General features: G+C 68.3%; 20 protein-coding genes and 1 other RNA gene. 7 read left to right on the top strand and 14 right to left on the bottom strand.

Annotated features, from left to right (window positions below; all coding sequences use genetic code 11):
* Positions 1-124 precede the first annotated feature (124 nt).
* Both EJK15_RS57535 and EJK15_RS78135 read right to left on the bottom strand, forming a co-directional pair.
* Positions 125-721, bottom strand: a complete 597-nt coding sequence (locus EJK15_RS57535) for a GNAT family N-acetyltransferase (protein WP_206061815.1) — start codon at positions 719-721, stop codon at positions 125-127.
* A gap of 111 nt (positions 722-832) precedes the next feature.
* The gene (locus EJK15_RS78135; protein WP_420847168.1) at positions 833-1,159 is read right to left on the bottom strand and encodes a GNAT family N-acetyltransferase; all 327 of its coding nucleotides are present in this window, start codon (positions 1,157-1,159) and stop codon (positions 833-835) included.
* Positions 1,160-1,212: 53 nt separating this feature from the next.
* Here EJK15_RS78135 and EJK15_RS57525 point away from each other — a divergent pair, with 53 nt between their 5' ends.
* Entirely contained in the window at positions 1,213-1,578 is a 366-nt protein-coding gene (locus tag EJK15_RS57525) for a hypothetical protein (RefSeq protein ID WP_138718888.1), read from the top strand.
* A gap of 587 nt (positions 1,579-2,165) precedes the next feature.
* Here the strand turns inward: EJK15_RS57525 and EJK15_RS57515 are convergent.
* On the bottom strand, positions 2,166-2,771 hold the full coding sequence (locus EJK15_RS57515; RefSeq protein WP_138718887.1) for a hypothetical protein: 606 nt from the start codon (positions 2,769-2,771) through the stop codon (positions 2,166-2,168).
* A gap of 122 nt (positions 2,772-2,893) precedes the next feature.
* On the opposite strand from EJK15_RS57515, the gene EJK15_RS57510 reads away from it, so the two are divergent.
* On the top strand, positions 2,894-3,568 hold the full coding sequence (locus EJK15_RS57510) for a Tn3 family transposase (RefSeq protein ID WP_206061813.1): 675 nt from the start codon (positions 2,894-2,896) through the stop codon (positions 3,566-3,568).
* 70 nt (positions 3,569-3,638) lie between these two features.
* Here the strand turns inward: EJK15_RS57510 and EJK15_RS57505 are convergent, their stop codons facing one another.
* Positions 3,639-4,823 carry an MFS transporter gene (locus EJK15_RS57505; protein WP_206061811.1) on the bottom strand — a complete coding sequence of 395 codons (1,185 nt, stop codon included), beginning with the start codon at positions 4,821-4,823 and terminating at the stop codon, positions 3,639-3,641.
* A gap of 129 nt (positions 4,824-4,952) precedes the next feature.
* Here EJK15_RS57505 and EJK15_RS57500 point away from each other — a divergent pair, with 129 nt between their 5' ends.
* On the top strand, positions 4,953-5,306 hold the full coding sequence (locus EJK15_RS57500) for an ArsR/SmtB family transcription factor (protein WP_138718885.1): 354 nt from the start codon (positions 4,953-4,955) through the stop codon (positions 5,304-5,306).
* Between the two features lie 547 nt (positions 5,307-5,853).
* Here EJK15_RS57500 and EJK15_RS57490 read toward each other — a convergent pair.
* Complete coding sequence (locus EJK15_RS57490) at positions 5,854-6,699, bottom strand: dienelactone hydrolase family protein (RefSeq protein ID WP_138718884.1); 846 nt, start codon at positions 6,697-6,699, stop codon at positions 5,854-5,856.
* A 96-nt stretch (positions 6,700-6,795) separates the two neighbouring features.
* Here EJK15_RS57490 and EJK15_RS57485 point away from each other — a divergent pair, with 96 nt between their 5' ends.
* Positions 6,796-7,764, top strand: coding sequence for a GlxA family transcriptional regulator (locus EJK15_RS57485; RefSeq protein ID WP_138718883.1), 969 nt, complete (start codon positions 6,796-6,798; stop codon positions 7,762-7,764).
* 148 nt (positions 7,765-7,912) lie between these two features.
* On the opposite strand, the gene EJK15_RS57480 is transcribed toward EJK15_RS57485, so the two are convergent.
* The 5 genes from EJK15_RS57480 to EJK15_RS57460 form a co-directional block, all read right to left on the bottom strand.
* Positions 7,913-8,422, bottom strand: coding sequence for a helix-turn-helix domain-containing protein (locus tag EJK15_RS57480; RefSeq protein ID WP_138718882.1), 510 nt, complete (start codon positions 8,420-8,422; stop codon positions 7,913-7,915).
* 79 nt (positions 8,423-8,501) lie between these two features.
* Entirely contained in the window at positions 8,502-8,708 is a 207-nt protein-coding gene (locus EJK15_RS57475; RefSeq protein ID WP_206061809.1) for a helix-turn-helix domain-containing protein, read from the bottom strand.
* A 10-nt stretch (positions 8,709-8,718) separates the two neighbouring features.
* Positions 8,719-10,389 (bottom strand): YfjI family protein, encoded by a 1,671-nt coding sequence (locus EJK15_RS57470; RefSeq protein ID WP_138718881.1) that lies wholly within the window; start codon positions 10,387-10,389, stop codon positions 8,719-8,721.
* Entirely contained in the window at positions 10,386-11,279 is an 894-nt protein-coding gene (locus EJK15_RS57465; protein ID WP_138718880.1) for a bifunctional DNA primase/polymerase, read from the bottom strand. The genes EJK15_RS57470 and EJK15_RS57465 overlap by 4 nt, the downstream gene beginning before the upstream one ends.
* A gap of 122 nt (positions 11,280-11,401) precedes the next feature.
* A complete protein-coding gene (locus EJK15_RS57460; protein WP_138718879.1) occupies positions 11,402-11,584 on the bottom strand; it encodes a helix-turn-helix transcriptional regulator in 183 nt (60 codons plus the stop codon).
* Between the two features lie 98 nt (positions 11,585-11,682).
* Between EJK15_RS57460 and EJK15_RS57455 the strand changes: the two genes are divergently transcribed.
* Positions 11,683-12,393, top strand: a complete 711-nt coding sequence (locus EJK15_RS57455; protein WP_138718878.1) for a helix-turn-helix domain-containing protein — start codon at positions 11,683-11,685, stop codon at positions 12,391-12,393.
* Positions 12,380-13,537 carry a tyrosine-type recombinase/integrase gene (locus EJK15_RS57450; protein ID WP_138718877.1) on the top strand — a complete coding sequence of 386 codons (1,158 nt, stop codon included), beginning with the start codon at positions 12,380-12,382 and terminating at the stop codon, positions 13,535-13,537. Before EJK15_RS57455 ends, EJK15_RS57450 begins: the two co-directional genes overlap by 14 nt.
* A gap of 29 nt (positions 13,538-13,566) precedes the next feature.
* Here the strand turns inward: EJK15_RS57450 and rnpB are convergent.
* From rnpB to EJK15_RS57430, 4 genes are all read right to left on the bottom strand, one after another.
* Positions 13,567-13,955, bottom strand: an RNA gene (rnpB, locus tag EJK15_RS57445) — RNase P RNA component class A.
* Positions 13,956-14,100: 145 nt separating this feature from the next.
* Positions 14,101-15,414 carry a bifunctional RNase H/acid phosphatase gene (locus EJK15_RS57440; protein WP_138718876.1) on the bottom strand — a complete coding sequence of 438 codons (1,314 nt, stop codon included), beginning with the start codon at positions 15,412-15,414 and terminating at the stop codon, positions 14,101-14,103.
* Complete coding sequence (locus tag EJK15_RS57435; protein WP_138718875.1) at positions 15,411-16,151, bottom strand: zinc ribbon domain-containing protein; 741 nt, start codon at positions 16,149-16,151, stop codon at positions 15,411-15,413. The genes EJK15_RS57440 and EJK15_RS57435 overlap by 4 nt, the downstream gene beginning before the upstream one ends.
* Before the next feature lie 2 nt (positions 16,152-16,153).
* Positions 16,154-16,954 (bottom strand): Nif3-like dinuclear metal center hexameric protein, encoded by an 801-nt coding sequence (locus EJK15_RS57430; RefSeq protein WP_138718874.1) that lies wholly within the window; start codon positions 16,952-16,954, stop codon positions 16,154-16,156.
* A 114-nt stretch (positions 16,955-17,068) separates the two neighbouring features.
* On the opposite strand from EJK15_RS57430, the gene EJK15_RS57425 reads away from it, so the two are divergent.
* Positions 17,069-18,192 (top strand): flavin-containing monooxygenase (locus tag EJK15_RS57425; RefSeq protein ID WP_138718873.1); only part of this gene is annotated, 1,124 nt, incomplete at its 3' end.

Raw genomic sequence — 18,192 nt, 5'->3', positions numbered from 1 at the left:
TATAATCCATACAGGCGCCATTCCAGCATTGGAATGCACAGCCCCGTCACGTACGAGAGCCTCTACCGGCCCTCAGACACCGCCGAGTGACCTCACCTCAGGTGTCCGTGCAACGGGGGGAAGCTCACAGCGCCTTCTGCTCGCTGACGTTGGCGTCATTGGTGAGGGCCTCGAGTCGGTTCGCCGTTGTGCGTTCGAACAGGTACTCCACGAGTAGTCGCTGTGCAGTCGTTCCGATCCCGTGCCCGCGGTGTTCGGGCATGATGGCGATGCCGATCTCATAGGTCACGCCGAGCGGAAATCCGCGAGGCTTCCAGGTGGCGATGCCCATGGCGACATCGTCCGGGCCCACGACCGCGACTGCTGCTGATTCCGCAGAGACGTAGCCATCTTCTTCCCAACGACGGCGGAAAGATCGGGGATCGGCAAATCCTGGCCATTCGAACTCACCGAGCGCGTGCCGGTCGGTGCCGAGCCGGTCCAGGAAGGGGAGGTCTGCCTCGACGAACACGCGCAACTGCACGGGTCCTGCGGACGATGTTGCTGTCATAAGCGTCATTCTCGCAACCGATTGATCGAACAACGCCCTGAGGTCATTGATCTCTTCGATGCGGAAGCGGGCGCTCAGGCGGCCTGTGGTGAGATAGGCCGCCGTCTGTTCCAGGCCGGCGTGGCGCTTTTCCTGGTCAGGCGCCTGGTCATGAGCGTGATCGAGGCCCACGTCAAATGCGCCTCGCTGTGCTGTGGCAGTCGAGGCACGCCCAGCCGCAGTTCGGCAACCCGTGCTCAGAAACAGCTTCTCCAGGGGAGAAGCATGATCCCCATTGCTCCACTATTCCTGCAGCTGGAACCGGTAGACCACCGACTCCCGCCGTTGAAAGCCGACACGCTCATACAGTCGGTTGGCAGCCTGGCGCGACGGTCGCGACGTCAAGTCCACCGTCCGAGCTCCGGACTTCCTCGCCAACTCCAGGGCATGCTCCGTCAGCGCCGCGGCAACGCCCCGCCCGCGAGCGGCCTCATCCACCACCACATCTTCAATCCGCGCCCGAATGCCAGCGGGCAGCGGAAGGACTACCAGGGTCAAGGTGCCTACGATCTGCCCTTCCATGCGAGCGACCAGCACCGTGTTCGCTTCGAAGGCTAGCAGCCGGCCCACAGCGGGCTTGCAGGAACAGACGCACGTCGATCGGTCGGGTCATCGTCTCGGCGGTGCCGGCAGCCGGGCTGGGCCAACAGCGAATGTTCTCGCGAGGGTGGTCTTCCGGCCAGATCGAGCCCGCCGACCAGGATCCGGATGGTTTCCTCCTGTACGACTCATCAACGGCGACGAAACCCGCCGAGACAGGCGTTCAGCTGCGGCTGGGCCGTGCTCCGCCCGGAACGGGGGTCTCAGCGCTGGGCGGGGCGGCGAGCCAGCACCACTTGGAACTCGACCTCCTCCAACAATGGGCCGTCGGAGGCCGGTTGCTGAACGTCAGCCGCTCCACGATCTACAAGTACGTGCCCGGACTCGCCACGGGCCGCCCTGTCATCGAACAGCCAGCAGCGCGAGCAGAGCTGGAGGCTAGCGGCTGATTTCCCAGGTCAGCGCCTACTTGGCGGCTGATGGCGCGTTGGTTAACGGCACCCCAACAAGGGGGCGATGACGCCCGGGGTCACCGGGGAGACCGTGGACGGCCCCCCGGGGCCGTTGTCGCCGGTCCCGCGGCTGAGGAGCTGAAGTCCGGGACGCTGCCTGCCGAGGCCGTTGACTGGCTGAAGAGCAACTTCCTCAAGACGGAACTCGAGCTCGGACACTGCCTACGCCTGCCGACCGAAGGCCCCTGCGAATGCGACCTCTACCTGACCTGCGCCAAGTTCGTCACCACCCCCGACTACGCCCCACGACTCCGGGCCCGTCTGGAGGTCGAACAGCAACTCGTCCAGGACGCCGACGAACGCGGCTGGACCCGCGAAGTCGAACGGCACACCGCCAGCCCATCGCGTAGTCACCTCCAGCTGTCCCATCTCGTCGCGGCGAGCACCAACAGCGCAGGGCCGTCGAGCGGGCCGCGAGACAAGGCAGAGACGATCTGGCCGCACTTACAGGAGGAAGTCGCCGGTTGCGCCATACGACGGCCGGTCGCGTCGCTGGGACACGTCAACTTCGAGAGCCGGAATCCTCACAGAAGTACCATCCGCTGCCCGAACGGATCCCACTTCACGACCACGAGTCCGCCGTATCGCTCGGCCAGCCTGTGACGCAGATCCTGGTCGAAGCTGTTCGTCTCGAGGATGACCCGGTTGGCCTCCGCGTCGATCCCCGCCCCGAGGGCGCTTGGCTCGTCAAGCGGCCCGTCTTCGTCATCGAGCACCTGGGTCAGTGCCGCCTGGCTATTCGCGACCCGCCGCACCTCCGGCACGATGTCGTACCTGACCTGCTTCCCCTCAGACCAGTACGCCCCCGAGAGCACCGCAGCGGCCAGCGCGCGCCCTCGCGCCGTGACATAGGGGGCGACGAGCCGGTAAGGCCCGCCGTGGGCGATGTAAGGGGGAGCGAGGTCGTCCGGATACGCCTCGGCCCGCTGCTCCGCCATTATTTGCGCTCGGTTGAAAGGCTCGATGCCCTCGTACGACCTGAGCATGACAGGTGAGACGGGCTCGTAGTACACCTCGGCCGCGTCGTTCGTGGCCGGCTGAACGACCACCCGCAGCTCGCCGGGCAGAAACAAGGGTGCCGCCGTGACGGCGTAGACCAGGAGCAGGATGAAGATCATCTTTAATCGCATGCGCGCAGAGCTTAACGGGAAGCCGCACCGCCGTAATGACCACGAGGCAGATCGACGTCTCTGCGTGGGCGATGGGTGGCCAAGGCGCAGCCCTTGACGGTGTCCATATAAACAGCGACATCGTGTTCGGCCTGCTCACCTTGACCGGGTACGCCTACGCACCGCAGCTGGCCGACCTGCCCGACCAGAAGATGTGGCGGATCGACGCGCGCGCCGACTACGGCCCGTTCACCGACGCCGCGCGCGGCCGCATCGACCTGGGACGCATCGAGCGGCACTGGGAGGACATCCTGCGGATCATCGGTTCGATCCACACCGGCGCGGTCCGCGCCCACGACGTGATCCGGATGCTGTCGCGCGACGGCCGCCCCACCCCGCTGGGCGATGCGATCGCCCATCACGGGCGGATCGCCAAGACGCTGCACATCCTGCGGATGGCCGACGAACCCGGCTACCGCCGCCAGATCAAGGCCCAGGCCAACCTGCAGGAAGGCCGCCACGCCCTGGCCCGCAAGATCTTCCACGGCCGCAACGGGCAGCTCTACCAGAACTACCAGGAGGGCATGGAGGACCAGATCGGCGCGCTCGGCCTGGTGTTGAACGCGATCGTGCTGTTCAACACCCGCTACATGGACGCCGCCCTGACCCACCTGCGCACGAGCGGGTCCGAGGTGCGCGAGGAGGACGTGGCCCGCCTGTCGCCGTTCGTGCGGCACCACATCAACCTGATGGGCCGCTACTCCTTCCAACTCCCGGAGATGCCCGGCGGGCTCCGCCCGCTAAGTCCCGTGCCGTGAGCAGACGGGAAGCGCTCGAGCCCCGGAACCGGCAACGCTCCGGGGCTCGTGGCGGGCCCCAGCAGGGGCGTTACGCCTCGGCCTTCTCCGGGGTGGAGGGGGTCGGCTGAGGTGCTGCGGGCGCATGGTGGCGTGCGGTTGTCAGGTGGTAGAGCAGCGCCAAGGTCGTGACACCGGCGGCTGGCAGCCCCAGCGCGGCGGGCACGATGGCAAACCACTCCTGGGCCAGTCCGCCCAGGCCGCCACCAAGAGCTATCCCGACGTAGATGGCCGAGGAGTTGAGGCCGAGCAGAACCGGTGCTGCGGCCGGGCTGAGGGCGATGAGTCGGTGCTGTTGGGGCACGACGATGACGCCCAGGGCTGCGCCCCAGATCGCGGCCCATGCCAGGGTGGACACGAGCGTGGCGGTCGCCACCGAAGTGAGGGCAAGGGCGACGGCGGCGATGGTGAGGGGACCGGTCAACACGTGCGCGGGGTCGTGCCGGTCGACCAGCCGTCCGGCGATGATGTTTCCGGCCAGGACGCCGATTCCCCAGGCCAGCAGGATGACGGCGAGCAGCGATTCGGAGCCGCCGGTCGCATCCTGTAGGGCCGGGCCGATGTAGGTGTAGAGGGTGTAGGCGCCGAGGAAGACCAGCGTGGTGACGGCCAGCAGCGCGAGGACCCGGCCCTGCTTGAGCGGGCGCAGCCGGTCGCCCAGTGAGGCAGCGGGGAGCGTCACCTTGGGCAGGCCGGCGGCGATCCCGAGGGCCGCGACGAGGCCGATCCCGGCGACGGCCCACAGGGTGATGTGCCAGTCGGTACGGCCGATCAGCGTGCCGAGAGGAAGACCCAACGCCGTCGCCAACGTGAGGCCGCCCAACACGAAGGCCAGGGCCCTGCCTCGGCGCTCCGGGGGTGCGATGGCCCCCGCAGTGCTGGAGGCGGCGGAGTTGATCATGCCGGCCCCGACCGCGGTGACGATACGGGCGATCATCACCACCTCGTAACTGGTGCCCAGGGCGGTGACAGCGTTGCCGACCACGAAGATACTCAACGCGATCAGCAGCGCGGTCCGCCTGTCCAGTCCACTGGTGAGCGCGCCCATGACGGGCGCCGACAGGGCCATCACCAGGGCGAACACCGTCACCAACTGCCCGGCCGCGGGAGTGGAGACCTGCAGGTCGGTGGCGATGGCGGGGAGCAGGCCCGCGATGACGTAGCTGTCGGTGCCGACGGCGAAGGTCGCCAGGGCCAGCGGAAGAAGTCGTTTCAACACCGGATGGTGCCACCTTTCCAGAGGAACCTCAGAAGTACCGAGGGGAACCCTAGGCAATATATGGATACTTGTCCATGTATCCATATATTGGTAGCGTGGCGGGTGTGCGGAACACAGGGGGCGGCGATGCGTGAGGTGTCACAACCGGCGACCGAGGCCATCCGGCTGGTGGAGGTGCTGCGCGCTCTGGCCGATCCGGTACGGCTGGACCTCGTCCTGCGGCTCGACCGGATGGGCGAGGACTTCTGCAACGCGATCGGCGCCGAAATCGACGTGCATCAGACGACGCTGTCGCACCACTACCGGGTGCTGCGCGAGGCCGGCGTGACGTGGACGAAGGTGCAGGGCCGATCCCGGCTGGTACGGCTGCGCCGAGAGGACCTCGACGCACTGTTCCCCGGCCTGCTCGACTCTGTACTGAGCGCACAGCGCCGAACACGCGATACCACGACCACCGGCATCCGGCGGCTCCGTCGATGAGCGCCGGTCGAGCGGCGCGGGCACGCCCGGAGAAGGTATCGGCCACCGCCGCCGCACCCCGGACCAGCCCCGACGCGCCTGTGGCCACGGTCGCGCTGTCGGCGCGGAGCACGACGTCCGGGTCGAGCAGCACGAGCAACGCCTCGAAGTCGCCGCCGCGCGAGGCGGCGCCTGCGCGAGCCGGTCAGCGCCTGGCAAAGGTCATCGGCCGCAATGGAGAGCGACTGGAGCCGGCTGCCGAGGTGTGCGGTGTGCTGCTGGCAGCCGACGCCTTCGGCGGCCGGCCTGTCCACCGTTCCTGGCACGCTCTCACCGGCTGCTGGCAGGTAGGCCGATCGCGTCACGAGCGGGACGGCGACAGCGGCCAGTGTCTTTGGCAGATCAAGGAGAGTACCCATGACTTCTCCCACCGTCTACACGCTCGCCCTCGCGCTGATCGAGTCGTGCGCTGCCGAGCTTGGCTGGACATCCACGCCCAAGGCGATAGCCTGCGCTGGACACTACGACCGGATCTGATCGCCAATTATGCTGGCGACCGTTGTGCCGCTCAGCCGGATGCCGTCTCGGAATGTCCGAACGGGCTCAAGCGATCGGTCAGGAAGGCCACGATCTCGTCCCTGGCCTTCAGCGTGGGATGTCCTTCCTCATCGACGAGGTGGGCGGTGACAACGCTGTGGGGGGACCCGACCACGTCGGCGAAGAACGGTGGCGGGCTAGTGTTCGCGGAACTGCCCGGAAGAACACGACCGTCGAAGGCGTCGCCGAGGAGTGCCTGGTAGGCGGCGAAGCGCTGGCCGGTGCACCAGCGGTCGCCGTCGAAGCGGTAGGCGAGAACCTTTAGCCCGTCGCGCGCGATGCGGTCTCGGACCCCGCGCGCGTCCTCGTCGCTGATCTCGAGTCCGGCAGGGTCATCCAGCGGCAGCGACGGGTGGTTGACCACTGGCGCGATGACAGCTGGCTCAAGCGCCATGGTGAGAGCGAAGTTGCCGGTGAAGCACAGTCCGATGGTGCCGACTCCCGGACCGCCGCATTCGGCATGGGCTTGGCGCGCGAGCCCACGTAGCCATGCCGTGACGGGGCTGGTCCCGCCCCCGGCGAACGCACGGAACTCGGCACTGACACACGCGCGGCGGACGACCTCCGTACCACCCTCGACCGTGGGATAGGCACCGTCGATCCCGAAGAGTGAGGGGACATAGACGGTGAAGCCCGCATCCCGCAGCCACCGCGCCAGTCGAAGGACGTCAGGACTGATGCCAGGCATCTCCGGCATCAATACGACGGCCGGCCCGGAACCCGCGGCGTACACCGTCTTCACCACCCCCTCCACGTCCACGAGTCGGCGGGAGAAGTCCATGATCATGTCGTCAAGTCGTCCGCTGGCAGCGCTCATGGTGACAGCGTGGACCGATGCCCCCGCACAAGGTGAGAGGCCAGATCGCCATGTATGGGGGTAATCTCGCCGTAGGCTGGTGGTGAGGAGGCGAGCGTGAGCACACTGCGGGTTGGCGTCCTGGCCTATCCAGGCTGCTTCGCGTCCGAGGTGTTCGGCGTACCCGATCTCCTGACGATGGCCACGCACATTGCCGGACCGGACGGCTCCGGATACGAGGTGTCGATCGTTTCGCCTCGTCGTCGTGTCGCCGCATCGGGTGGTGCGGCATTGGACGTCTCTCCGCTGCGCGAGGTAGATGTCCTTGTCGTGCCAGGGTTCGAGCTCCTGCCGAGCCTGGATGTGGACGCGAAGCTCGCACCCCTCGCCCTTGAAATTGCGGCGATCCGCTCACACGCTGCTGCGGGCACTGTCGTCGTCTCGATCTGTGTCGGTGCGTTTCTACTCGCCGAGGCTGGACTCCTCAACCGACGCCGGGCTACGACAGCCTGGCTCCTCGCGGACGAACTGGCTCGACGCTGTCCGGACGCTGACGTCCGACCCGAGTGTCTGGTCGTCACCGACACGGGGGTGACGACAACGGCGGCGTTCAGCGCCATGTACAACTTCGCGCTGGATCTGATCCGCCAACACAGCGGTGCCGGCGTGGCACGGACAACCGCGCGGGTGGCGCTCGTCGACGATGCGCGATCGTCCCAGACTCCATACGTGGACGCGCGACTTCTTCCGCAGCCCGGAAACGAGTTCTCCCACAAGGTCATGAGACAGCTCGACCAGAACCTTGCCGCGCGATACAACCTCGTCGCGTTGTCGGACACGTTCAAGGTCAGCACTCGGACGCTGCTGCGGCGCTTCGCGGACGAGATCGGCCAGAGCCCGCTGGAGTACCTGCAGTCGTCGCGTGTCCGTCGTGCCCGCCACCTCCTTGAGACCACGAACCGAACCGTCGCCAGCATCTCCGCCGCGGTCGGGTACAGGGACCCCAGCACGTTCGCTGCCCTCTTCGCCAAGCACACCGGACGACGCCCGAGGGACTACCGCGCGGCCTTCCGGCGTGTTGACTGATCATCCGACCCCGAAGTCCTAGCCCGGACACCAGCGAGCAAGTAACCTGCCGGAACAGCAGGAGGCGTCCGAAGATCGCTTCCCATGTGTGGCTCCGCGCGCGTGCGCGCGTAGGGCCTCCCGAAACTCCCGGAACGGATCATCGGGCTTACGCCCTTTCTCTACGTGCCTGTTCCTGCCGCCGGGCCTTGGTCTCGGCGATGCGGGCGATGAGGTTCTCGATGACGGCTTCATTGTGGGTCAGGTTCACCGGACCACCCTGCGGGCCGGATACCTCCACCGCCTTCACCTGTCGCCACATGTCGGGGAACATCCGCCAGAGAAGGTCCAGGGCAATCCGGCCGTTCGGCTGACTCCAGGCTCGGTCTCGCGTGCCGTCCGGCCGTTCAGCCTCTCGGACGAGCACGCCTCCCACAGCGTCAGCCAACGCGGCGGCGATCAGGACATCGGCGGCCTTGGCGCGAGCCCGCGTGACCGCCGCCCGAAACGCTCTCAGCTCGGCGGGGGCGTCATCCTCCTCGCCTTGCGCCATCCAGCGGTGAACCGTCGAGCGGCCCACGCCACACAGTTCGGCTGCCGTCCCCAAGAAGTGGCCTGCCTCCAAGTGTCGGCAGAGCTGGTCCTGGAGGTCGTCAGTGAGTTTGGTCGGCCGTCCCATCACGCATCTCCTCGGGGTCGCGCGGCAAGGAGGTCTGCAAGGGGGCGCTCGGCGGCCGTAATGGCTGCCAGGGTGTTGGTCATCCGCGAGCCTCCTCAGGGACGTACGAGAGGCCAAGCATCGAGGCCAGCTTGGCTGTTGGGATCAGGATCTTCCGGCCGATGCGGATGGACGGGAGATCGCCGCGGCGTACCGCGTCATAGGCGGCGTCGCGATGGAGGTCCAGGAGTGCGGCGGCTTCGGAGACGCTCATGGTCGGCCGCCCGGAGAGCTGAGAGATCGTCACGAGCCGATACCTACAGGAATACCGGGCTTAGCGGCTGCTCTGGCCTATGAGGACCGACGTCGGCCGGATCGCCCGCTTGCCTTCCTGGAAGCCTGGAAATGGTGACAAAAGGCATTCCGTTCCCTCTGACCTGCGTCGATGCTGTCATCGGCTGTGGTGACCGAAGCGACCTTCGCCCTCTCGTTGGGGCCGCCTCGATGGCCCGGAGATAGCCGTAGTCCTCCAGCAGGGACAGAACGCGGGTGACGTCCTCCGCGGAGTCGAACTGGCGCTGGTGTGCGCGGTGGACCTCGCGTGCGCTGAATTGGGTGCGACGACCCTTGACGATCCAGTCGCGCAGGGCCAGTGCGCGATCCTGGAGCGGGTTCGACCGCATCACACCGAAGGCCGCCAGAGCGTGATCGACGAAGTATCGGGCGAGTCTGATGGCATTGCGCATGGTGTCGCCGCTGATCGGCTTCTGGAGGCCGCTCATAGCATGCTCGGCCAGGTGCAGCAGGCCCGCCAGCCGAGCGGTGTGCCCAGCAAGCTTGCTCGCCCATTCGCGCAGCGACGCCAAGTCCCCGGACCCGCGACGTAGGCGAGGCTCGATCTCCACCCGCCACTCGGTGTGCGCCTTGAGGGCTTCGGGTGCCAGCTCGATGATCTTCAGTTCGGCCAGTTCTGCCAGGTTCACGACCAGGCCCTTCAGAAAGTTCACGTACGTGAGGCGCACCTGCTCGTCGAGGTTGGCTGTGTTGTAGACGTCGCGATATCCGACCAAGTCGGGCGGCAGGCTGAACAGCAGGCGCGCCAGCGCACCGCGCCCGTGCATCTGCTTGGACCCGGCCAGGTCCTGCAACATCTGCGGCTGGATGCACACCCCCACCGTGAGGGCGGGGCGCTCGACCGCCTCCTGGCGGCCCCGCCGGTCAACCTGGAGCCGGTCCCCGGCGTGCCCCTTCAGGACGAGTTCGAGGTTGGACCGCCCATTGCTGTAGCGCCCCAAGACGTTCTCGTAATAACCACCCTCGGCCGACAGGATGGCAAGGCGGCCGCCCTGCTCGACCAGCATGGACGCAGCCGTCTCGGGTGTGATGTCGTCGGCGGTGAGCCTGGGCAGAACGGGGATCTCCATCTCCTCGGCCCGCTGCATCGCGTCGGCCGCTGCCTCCTGATCCTCCGGCGACTTGCCCTTATGGCGAGAGGCCTCCGCCCGCGTCTTGGCACGGCGTTGTTCGGTCTCCAGCTCCTTGATCTTCGGCCGCACCTGGTCCTGGAGGTGCCGTTCAGCGTCGAGGACGGGTCTCATGATCTCCTTGAACACTGGGGACTTGCCCGTCCCCGGTGCCGCCGCAATGGCGATGTGCAGGTTGAGCGGCTCCTCCCACCCGCCCCGCACATGCACCTCGGCGCGCCCGCCCGCGCCCGTGGCCAGGGCCGCGAGCACCAGGCCGCCCGGAAGGTCCGCGGGCACCTGCAGCTCGGCGGCCACCCCGCGCACCATCGCGGCGATAGACACAGGGAACACCTCGACCGGGAACTCCGGCAGCGAGGCCAGAGCATCCAGCGGGATCGGCTCCTCCCACTCCGCAACCTCTTCGTCCGGACGGCCCGGGCCCAGGCGATCGTGCAGCCGAGTGATCGAGGCGCGGGCGTTCAGATCGTGCAAGATGCCCTCGGCCTCAAGCGGTGCGGTCATGCGATCCCCCGTGGTTGAAAGGTCCCGGCGGTAAGGCCGGAGCGAATGGTGGTGGCCGCCTCGCGAAGGGACAGGCCGTTGCCCTGGGCGGCGGTCATGAGCGCCCGCTCGGCAAGCTCGGCCGACAGCAGTCCGGAGGCGACGAACTGCCCCAGCGCGAAGGCGGCGGCGTTGAGCGTGTGGTTCCGGACGCCGGGAACGGCGTCCAGAACGCGCTGCACCTCGCCTCGCAGAGCGGCGTACACGTATCCCGCCGAGCGTCCGCCGAGCGTGGCCAGCACCTCGCGCGCCGATGCCGGTGTGCTCTCGCCCTCGAATTCACGGGGCGTCAACAGCGTGGCCAGCCACGCCGGGAGTGGAGCCGCCGGTTCGGGGTTGATGATGTCGTACGAGCCGACGCCGTCCGGAAGATCCACGAAGCTGCCCGGCCCGACGACGTAACCGCCCCGCGCTCGGGTGTCGATCAGCCAGCCGAGCCGCCTGGCCGTGTTGCCGAGTGGCCTGTCGGTGGGGGCGGCGAAGTACAGGTGCATGCCCCCGCGCCGGGTGCGGACGGTGAACGTGTCGAATGGCAGCGGCTGCCCCGATCGCTCGCAGATCAGTGCCAGCACGTCCGCGCCCTCGTTGACGCCCGGCTGGTCCCAGGCGGCCGGCCGTTCTGCCGTCTTCGGCGTGTCCAGGTCGACCACGACCAGCCGCGATGGGCCGCAGGCGATGCCGATGTTGTACGGCGCCCGCGACCAGCAACGACGGATCAGCTCCTGGTCGGTCGTGGCCTCCCGCTCCCAGTTCGTGAACCCTTTGAGCGGGCACTTCTCGCCAGGCGTCAGGGGGAAGACGTGCCAGCCGTGCTTGGCGGCGGCCAGGGCATACCGGACTTGACTGCCCATGTCCTGCGACGGGCCTGCCTGTAGCCTGTTAGGGCTCGTGCCATTGGTGGGTGCTGAGCTTCCGGGCGGGTCCGTTGCGAGCGGGCCCGCCCCGCCCTTCTCAAGATGCGCGGTCGAGCGCATCACGCCGACTCCGCGAATCGGCTGTCTTCCCAGGCCACGACGTCCGAGAGCCGGTAGCGGACGTACTTCCCAGCCCTGTAGTAGCGCGGACCGTCCCCTCGGGAGTTCCAGGCGTAAACGGTGGCGAGCGGGACCTTCTCCCGGTCGGCCAGTTCCTGCGGAGTCAACACGTCGTTGCCCATGACTTCCTCCAGATGCTCGTGGCACTGATGCCACGGGCACCATAGATCACGGATGATGCTCGTTGCAAATCCGCCACAAGCACCGTAATCTCTGCCGCATGAACGACAATCAAGAGGGGGGTCCGCCAACCGTTGCGCAGCTTGTCGGGCTCAACGTCCGCCGGCTCAGGGAGGCGAAGGGCAAGGTCTTGCGGGATCTCGCCGAAGCGGCCCGCACGTTCGGGGTGAAGTGGGACGCCTCCGCCGTATCTCGCATCGAGACCGGCCGACGGGATCTCACCGTCGAGGAGTTGCTCGTACTGCCGCACGTGCTCACGCTGGTTCTCGACGAGCCGGTGACGTTGCGGGATCTCCTGCCTGACGGGGACCCGATGCAGGTGACCAGCTTCGACCGGAAGGTCCCCACGTCGCGCCTACAGCACCTCCTTGCCGAACCTGGCCTTGCCTGGCTCAACGTGCCTGGGCACGAGCGGGTGACCGAGGGCGTGAAGAAGTGGCTCACGGAGGACAAACGGAAGGCCCAACTCCAGCGCGGCGGCGAGGCCGGCACCGAGTCGTACGAGGAACTCCAGGCACTGGCCGACGAGCTGGGCGTGGGGAACGGACACCTGCTCCTCGCCTACCGGGATCTCTGGGGGGAGTTCACGGGCAGCATGGCGCAGGAGCGGGAGCGGCGGCTACTCGAATCTGGCGCGGACCTGAGCCAGCCGACCAAGGTCCGGACCCTCCGCGGCCACATCACCCGGCAGCTGATGGCCGAGCTGCGTGACTACTTCGACACCAAGAAGGGAAGCGATGGCCCGCGTTAAAGACCTCTGGACCAAGACCGTCACCGGTCCCAACGGAGAGAAGAGGAAGGAACCAACCAGCCGCCACGGCAACGGCAAGCGCTGGCTGGCCGTCTGGCCCCGCCCTGATGGCAAGGAGCAGACCAAGGCGTTCGCCAAGAAGAGCGACGCGGAGAAGCACGCCACGACGATGGAGGCCGACCAGCTCAGGGGCACGTACATCGACCCCAAGCGCGGTCAGGTCAAGCTGCACCAGTATGCGGAGGAGACCTGGCTACCCGCCCTGGTCCACCTACGCGCCAATTCAATGGAGACGTACCGGTCGCACCTCAACACCCACATCTACCCGGCGTTCGGCGATCGGCGGATCGGCTCGCTCACCCGCACCGACATGAAGAGCTTCGTCGCCACCCTGAAGGGCCCCCTCGCGCCCTCCACGGTCGGCACGGTCTTCGCCGTCCTGCGTGCACTCATGCAGGCGGCGGTGGACGACGGCGCCGTACCCGCCAATCCCTGCCTGAGGGTTCCGCTTCCCCGGGTGGAGGCCCGCGTCGTCGAGCCCCTGCCGACCCAGTCCGTGCTGGCGCTCGCGGACGCCATCACGCCGAGATACCGTCTGGCGGTCTGGCTCGGGTTCGGCCTCGGCCTTCGGGAAGGCGAGGCGCTCGGCCTCATGGAGGCGAGGGTCGAGTTCCTCAAGCGGCGCATCCGCATCGAGCAGCAGGCTCAGAAGGGCGCCCTGGTCGAGCTGAAGACGAAGGCGTCGCGGCGCACCCTGCCCGTCGATGACGGAGTCCTGGACGAGATCACCAGGCACATGCAGCTCTACCCCCGCGGTCCCGAGGGCGTGCTCACCACCAACCGCATCCGCAAGATCCCCCGGCGCTCCTCGTTCGGGGACTGCTGGCGCGAGGCCGTCGAGAAGGCTGCCCTCCCCAAGGGGACGCGGTTCCACGACCTCCGCCACTACTACGCCTCGACCCTGATCGCGGCGAATCTCAACCCGAAGAGCATCCAGCGCCGTCTCGGCCACGCGACCATCAGCGAGACCTTCGACACGTACGGGCACCTGTTCCCGGACGACGAGGACCTCGGGCGCGGCGCGATCGACGCTAAGATCGAGAAAGACCTAGCGGAACAGAGCCGGAACAAGAAGGAAGCATGAACCCTCGGCCCCTGGTCAGAGGGGTGTATGTGACGAGTCGGCCTGTAGGCCGGGTTCTGTCCTTCGTGTGAAGGGGCGACCATCCATCTAGGACCGCCGTTGCCGGCGGTCTCAAGCGGTCTACCCGCGCGGCTCGGGCGGGCAGCCCTCGAACGTCGCGCGCGGAACGCTCCGGAGAGCGTCCCTTCTTGACCTTGCTCCGGGTGGGGTTTACCTAGCCGCCCACGTCACCGTGGGCGCTGGTGGTCTCTTACACCACCCTTTCACCCTTACCCCCCGTCAACCGGGAGGCGGTCTGCTTTCTGTGGCACTGTCCCGCGGGTCACCCCGGGTCGGCGTTACCGACCACCCTGCCCTGTGGAGCCCGGACCTTCCTCGGCGGGCCTGGTGGGCCCGACGCGGTCGCCCGGCCGACTCGTCTGCAGGAACTGTATCAACTTTCAAGCGACTCCCAAGCCAGCCGCAAGGGTGATCCGGTGGGATGGGGACGTCATCGCCCGAGGGGGGCGATGCGCAGGCGGCCGTGCCGGGTTGATCTGGCGGAACCCGGCACGGCCCCGAACTCAGCGCAGGTGCGAGGTGTCGTTGAACGACTTCACCACGGCAGGCCCGTCCGCGTAGTACTCGATCAGCGACAGGCACGCGAGGTCGAGATGCATCCGGTAGAGGGACTCCAGCGGGGCCATGAGAGCGAGCCTGAGGAGCATCTTGATGGGGGTCACGTGGGAGACCGCAAGAACGGTCTTGCCTTCGTACCGCTCCACCAGCCGCTCCCCCGCCGCCTGGACGCGGTGTGCGGTCGTGGCGAAGCTCTCGCCGCCGGGCGGCGCGGTTTCGGGGTCAGCGAGCCAGGCGGCGAGCTCGGCGGGCCAGCGGCGTTGCACCTCGGTGAACGTGTGGCCCTCCCAGGCGCCGAAATCGGCCTCCCTGAGGTCGTCGTCCACCTCGACGTCGAGGCCGGTCCGCTCGGCGACCGCGGCCGCGGTCTGCCTGGCGCGCTTGAGCGGCGAGGTGACGATCACATCCGGCCGGTACGGCTCCCGCGACAGCCGCGAAGCGGCCGCCGAGGCCTGGGCCAGGCCGTTGGGCGTGAGCTCGGCGTCGCCGAGGCCGGAGAAGCGGCGTTCCACGGACAGCTCGGTCTCGCCGTGCCTGAGCAGGAGCAGCGACGTCGCCACCCGGGTCGGCGGTGCCCAGCCGGTGCCCTTGCCGCGCTGCTGGGCAGCCGCCACGGAGGCGGCTGGAGCGGATATTTCGGAAATGTCGCCGACGTCCAGGAGGTCCGTCTGCCGCGCGACAGCCGGGGCCGTGGGCAGGGCTTCCCCTGCGGCCGATGCCCCCAGCAGGGCCGCGCCGCCCGGCCCGGCCGTGGGCGGGGCTTCCCCGGCGGCCGATGCACCCCGCGGAGCCACGCCCCCCAGCCCTTCCGGTACGGAGGTGCCGCCGGCTTTCCAGGCCAGGCCCTTGGCGGCGGCGTCCATGGCCTCGTTCGCGAGGCGGTCGGCGTGCTTGTTGCGTTCGCGGGGGATCCAGGTCCACTCCGTCACCCGCAGCCGGCGTACCAGCGCCCCGGCCTCCAGCGCGAGCGGGCGCAGCCCTTCGTTCTTGATCTTCCAGCGGCCCGCCATCTGCTCGACGACCAGCTTCGAGTCCATCCGTACGGCCACCGACGCGCCCTCGCCACCGAGCCGGAGCGCGGCGGTGAGCCCGGCGATCAACCCGCGGTATTCGGCGACGTTGTTGGTCGTGACGCCGATCGCCTCGGCCACCTCGGCCAGCACCTGGCCGTCCGAGGCGTCCATGACGACCGCGCCGTAGCCGGCCGGGCCGGGATTGCCCCGGGAGCCGCCGTCCGCCTCGATGACGTAGTGCGTCACAGTCCCGACTCTGCCGTGCGTACGAGGATGCGGCGGCACTCGTCGCAGCGGAGCACCTCGTCGTGGGGGGCGGCCTTGATGCGGTTCATCTCGGCGATGGACAGGGCCACCTTGCAACCCTGGCACCGGCCGCCGCGCAGCATGGCGGCGCCCACGCCGTACTGGTCTCTGAGCTTCTCGTAAAGCTTGATCAGATCGGCGGGGATCTCGCCGGCGAGGGCGGAGCGGCGGCTCTTGACCTCGCCCGCCTCCTTGTCGATCTCGTTGAGCGCGGCGTCGCGGCTGCCCTCGGTGACGGACAGTGCGGCGGCCAGCTCGTCGCGCTGCGCCGCCAGGTCGGTCGCCTTGGTGTCGGCCGCCTCCCGGCGCTCCATGATCTCCAGAACGATCTCCTCCAGGTCGCCCTGGCGCTTCTGCAGCGAGATGATCTCAGACTGGAGGCTCGCCAGGTCGCGCGGGGAGGTCACGGCGCCGGATTCGAGGCGCTTGCGGTCGCGGTCGGCCCGCGTGCGCACGGCGTCCACGTCGCTCTCCGCCTTGGTCTGCTCGCGCGCCAGGTCGCCGGCCTCGGTCTCGACCTCGATGACCTGGGTGGAGAGCTTGGCGTACAGCTTCGACCGCTCGTCGATCTCGGCCAGCTCGGGCAGGGTGCGGCGGCGGTGTGCCAGCCGGTCGATCACGGAGTCGAGCTCTGCCAGGTCGAGCAGTCTTTTCTGGGCTTCAGCAGCTGCTTTCATGATCAATATCCTCTTGTCCAAGCATCGGTGACCGTGGCGGAGACACGTGTTTCAACGGTAACGCCACTGGCGTGCAGGATGGACGCCGCGCTGTCGAGCCAGGGCCACTCGGTCGCCCAGTGCGCGGCGTCGATCAGCGCGGGGCCCCCCGACTCGATGAACTCGCTCGACGGGTGATGCCGGAGGTCGGCCGTGAGGAACACGTCGACTCCGGCGGCCGCGGCCGTAGCGAGGAGGGAGTCGCCCGCGCCGCCGCTGACCGCGACGTGCTTGACGGGGCGGGACAGATCGCCCGCCACGCGGATCCCCCCTGGGGTTCGCGGCAGGCCCTTGGCGGCCAGAGCCGCGAACTCGCCCAGCGTCGTCGCCTCCGGCAGCTCCCCGACGCGGCCCAGCCCACGCCACGGGTCGTCGGGGAAGGGCTGGAGCGGCACCAGGTCGCCGGTCAGCCCGACGGCCCTGGCCAGGGCGTCGGACACGCCAGGATTGGCGACATCGGCGTTCGTGTGAGCGGTGTAGAGGGCGATGTCGTTCTTTATCAGGGTGTGGATGAGGCGGCCCTTGGGGGTGGTCGCGGCCACGCTCGTGGTGCCGCGCAGGTAGAGAGGGTGGTGGGTGACGATCAGGTCGGCCCGCCACTCCAGGGCCTCCTCGGCCACGGCCGCGACCGGATCGACCGCGAACAGCACCCGCCGCACCTGCTGGGCCGGATCCCCCCCGACCAGCCCCACCGCGTCCCACGACTCGGCTCGGGCGGGCGGATAGGCCGTCTCGAGCACCTCGATCACGTCCGTCAACGTCACAGCAGCCACCTGCGAAGACTACCGCCCGAGGGAGGGCCTCGCGGGGGTTGGAAGGGGTGTCGATGGAACAGGGTTCGGCGTAGTGTAAGTGGATCCTGACACGCGGAGGGCGGCATGGCACCAAGCGTCGCGATCATCGGAGCGGGATTCGGCGGGCTGTGCATGGCGATCCAGCTTGAACGGGCGGGGATTCGCTCGTACACGGTGTTCGAGAAGGCAGGCGACGTCGGCGGCACCTGGCGCGACAACAGCTATCCAGGGGCGGGGTGCGACATTCCCTCGCATCTGTACTCGTACTCATTCGAGAAGTACGCGAGCTGGACCCGCCGATTCCCGGAACAGCCGGAAATCCTCGGCTATCTGGAGCATTGCGCCGATAAATACGACGTCAGGCGAAAAATCCGCTTCCACACAGAGGTCCGCCGAGCCGTCTTCGACGGCTCCAGATGGCAGGTCGCCACGACCTCTCACCCGGCCGATCCCGAATCCGCTGGTACGTCGGGGGCGGGCGGCGGCGAAGAGCGCACCGAGGCGTTCGACGTGGTCGTCATGGGCGTTGGGCAGCTCAACCGGCCCCGCCTGCCGGACATCCCAGGCATGCCAGAGTTCGGGGGCGTTTCCTTCCACTCCGCGCGCTGGAACCACGATCACGACCTCGCCGGCAGGCGCGTCGCCGTGATCGGGAACGGGTCGTCGGCCGCGCAGCTCATCCCGCGCGTCGCCGACCGGGCCGAGCGGCTGCACGTCTTCCAGCGCACCCCCAACTGGGTGATCCCCAAGCCGGACGCCACGTTCGGGCCGCTGGCCCGGCTCGCGTTCCGCTTCGTCCCCGGTCTCCAGCGGACCTACCGCGAGTGGATCTACCGGTACGCGGAGGCCACCCTCTACCCCGCCCTCGCCCAGGGCTGGAGCGCGGAGCTGCTCAAGAAGCGGGCGCTACGGCACCTGCGCGATCAGGTGCCCGACCCGCAACTGCGGGCCAAGCTCACGCCCGGCTATCCGCCCGGGTGCAAGCGGGTCGTCATCGACAGCGCCTTCTATCCGGCGTTGACCAGGGAGAACGTCGACGTGGTCACCGACAGGATCGTCCGGATCACACCGAAGGGCGTCGAAACCACCGAGGGGCTGCGCGAGGCCGACACGATCGTGTACGCGACCGGCTTCAAGAGCACCGAGTTCCTCGCGCCGATGGAGGTCACCGGGCGTGGCGGGCGGGCGCTGCGGGAGCAGTGGGCGGG

Origin of the sequence: Nonomuraea basaltis (genome assembly GCF_005893125.1) — a bacterium.
Taxonomy (GTDB): Bacteria; Actinomycetota; Actinomycetes; order Streptosporangiales; family Streptosporangiaceae; genus Nonomuraea; species Nonomuraea basaltis.
The sequence above is the reverse complement of the archived record's forward strand: the minus strand, read 5'-3'. Positions and strand labels throughout refer to the sequence as shown.

Excerpts from the sequence above, each read along its gene's own strand:
- EJK15_RS57455 (WP_138718878.1), top strand. The coding sequence starts at position 11,683 with ATGAACGACAATCAAGAGGGGGGTCCGCCAACCGTTGCGCAGCTTGTC.
- EJK15_RS57460 (WP_138718879.1), bottom strand. The coding sequence starts at position 11,584 with ATGGGCAACGACGTGTTGACTCCGCAGGAACTGGCCGACCGGGAGAAG.
- EJK15_RS57435 (WP_138718875.1), bottom strand. The coding sequence starts at position 16,151 with ATGAAAGCAGCTGCTGAAGCCCAGAAAAGACTGCTCGACCTGGCAGAG.
- EJK15_RS57480 (WP_138718882.1), bottom strand. The coding sequence starts at position 8,422 with ATGGGACGGCCGACCAAACTCACTGACGACCTCCAGGACCAGCTCTGC.
- EJK15_RS57490 (WP_138718884.1), bottom strand. The coding sequence starts at position 6,699 with ATGAGCGCTGCCAGCGGACGACTTGACGACATGATCATGGACTTCTCC.
- EJK15_RS57450 (WP_138718877.1), top strand. The coding sequence starts at position 12,380 with ATGGCCCGCGTTAAAGACCTCTGGACCAAGACCGTCACCGGTCCCAAC.
- EJK15_RS57500 (WP_138718885.1), top strand. The coding sequence starts at position 4,953 with ATGCGTGAGGTGTCACAACCGGCGACCGAGGCCATCCGGCTGGTGGAG.
- EJK15_RS57470 (WP_138718881.1), bottom strand. The coding sequence starts at position 10,389 with ATGACCGCACCGCTTGAGGCCGAGGGCATCTTGCACGATCTGAACGCC.
- EJK15_RS57465 (WP_138718880.1), bottom strand. The coding sequence starts at position 11,279 with ATGGGCAGTCAAGTCCGGTATGCCCTGGCCGCCGCCAAGCACGGCTGG.
- EJK15_RS57515 (WP_138718887.1), bottom strand. The coding sequence starts at position 2,771 with ATGCGATTAAAGATGATCTTCATCCTGCTCCTGGTCTACGCCGTCACG.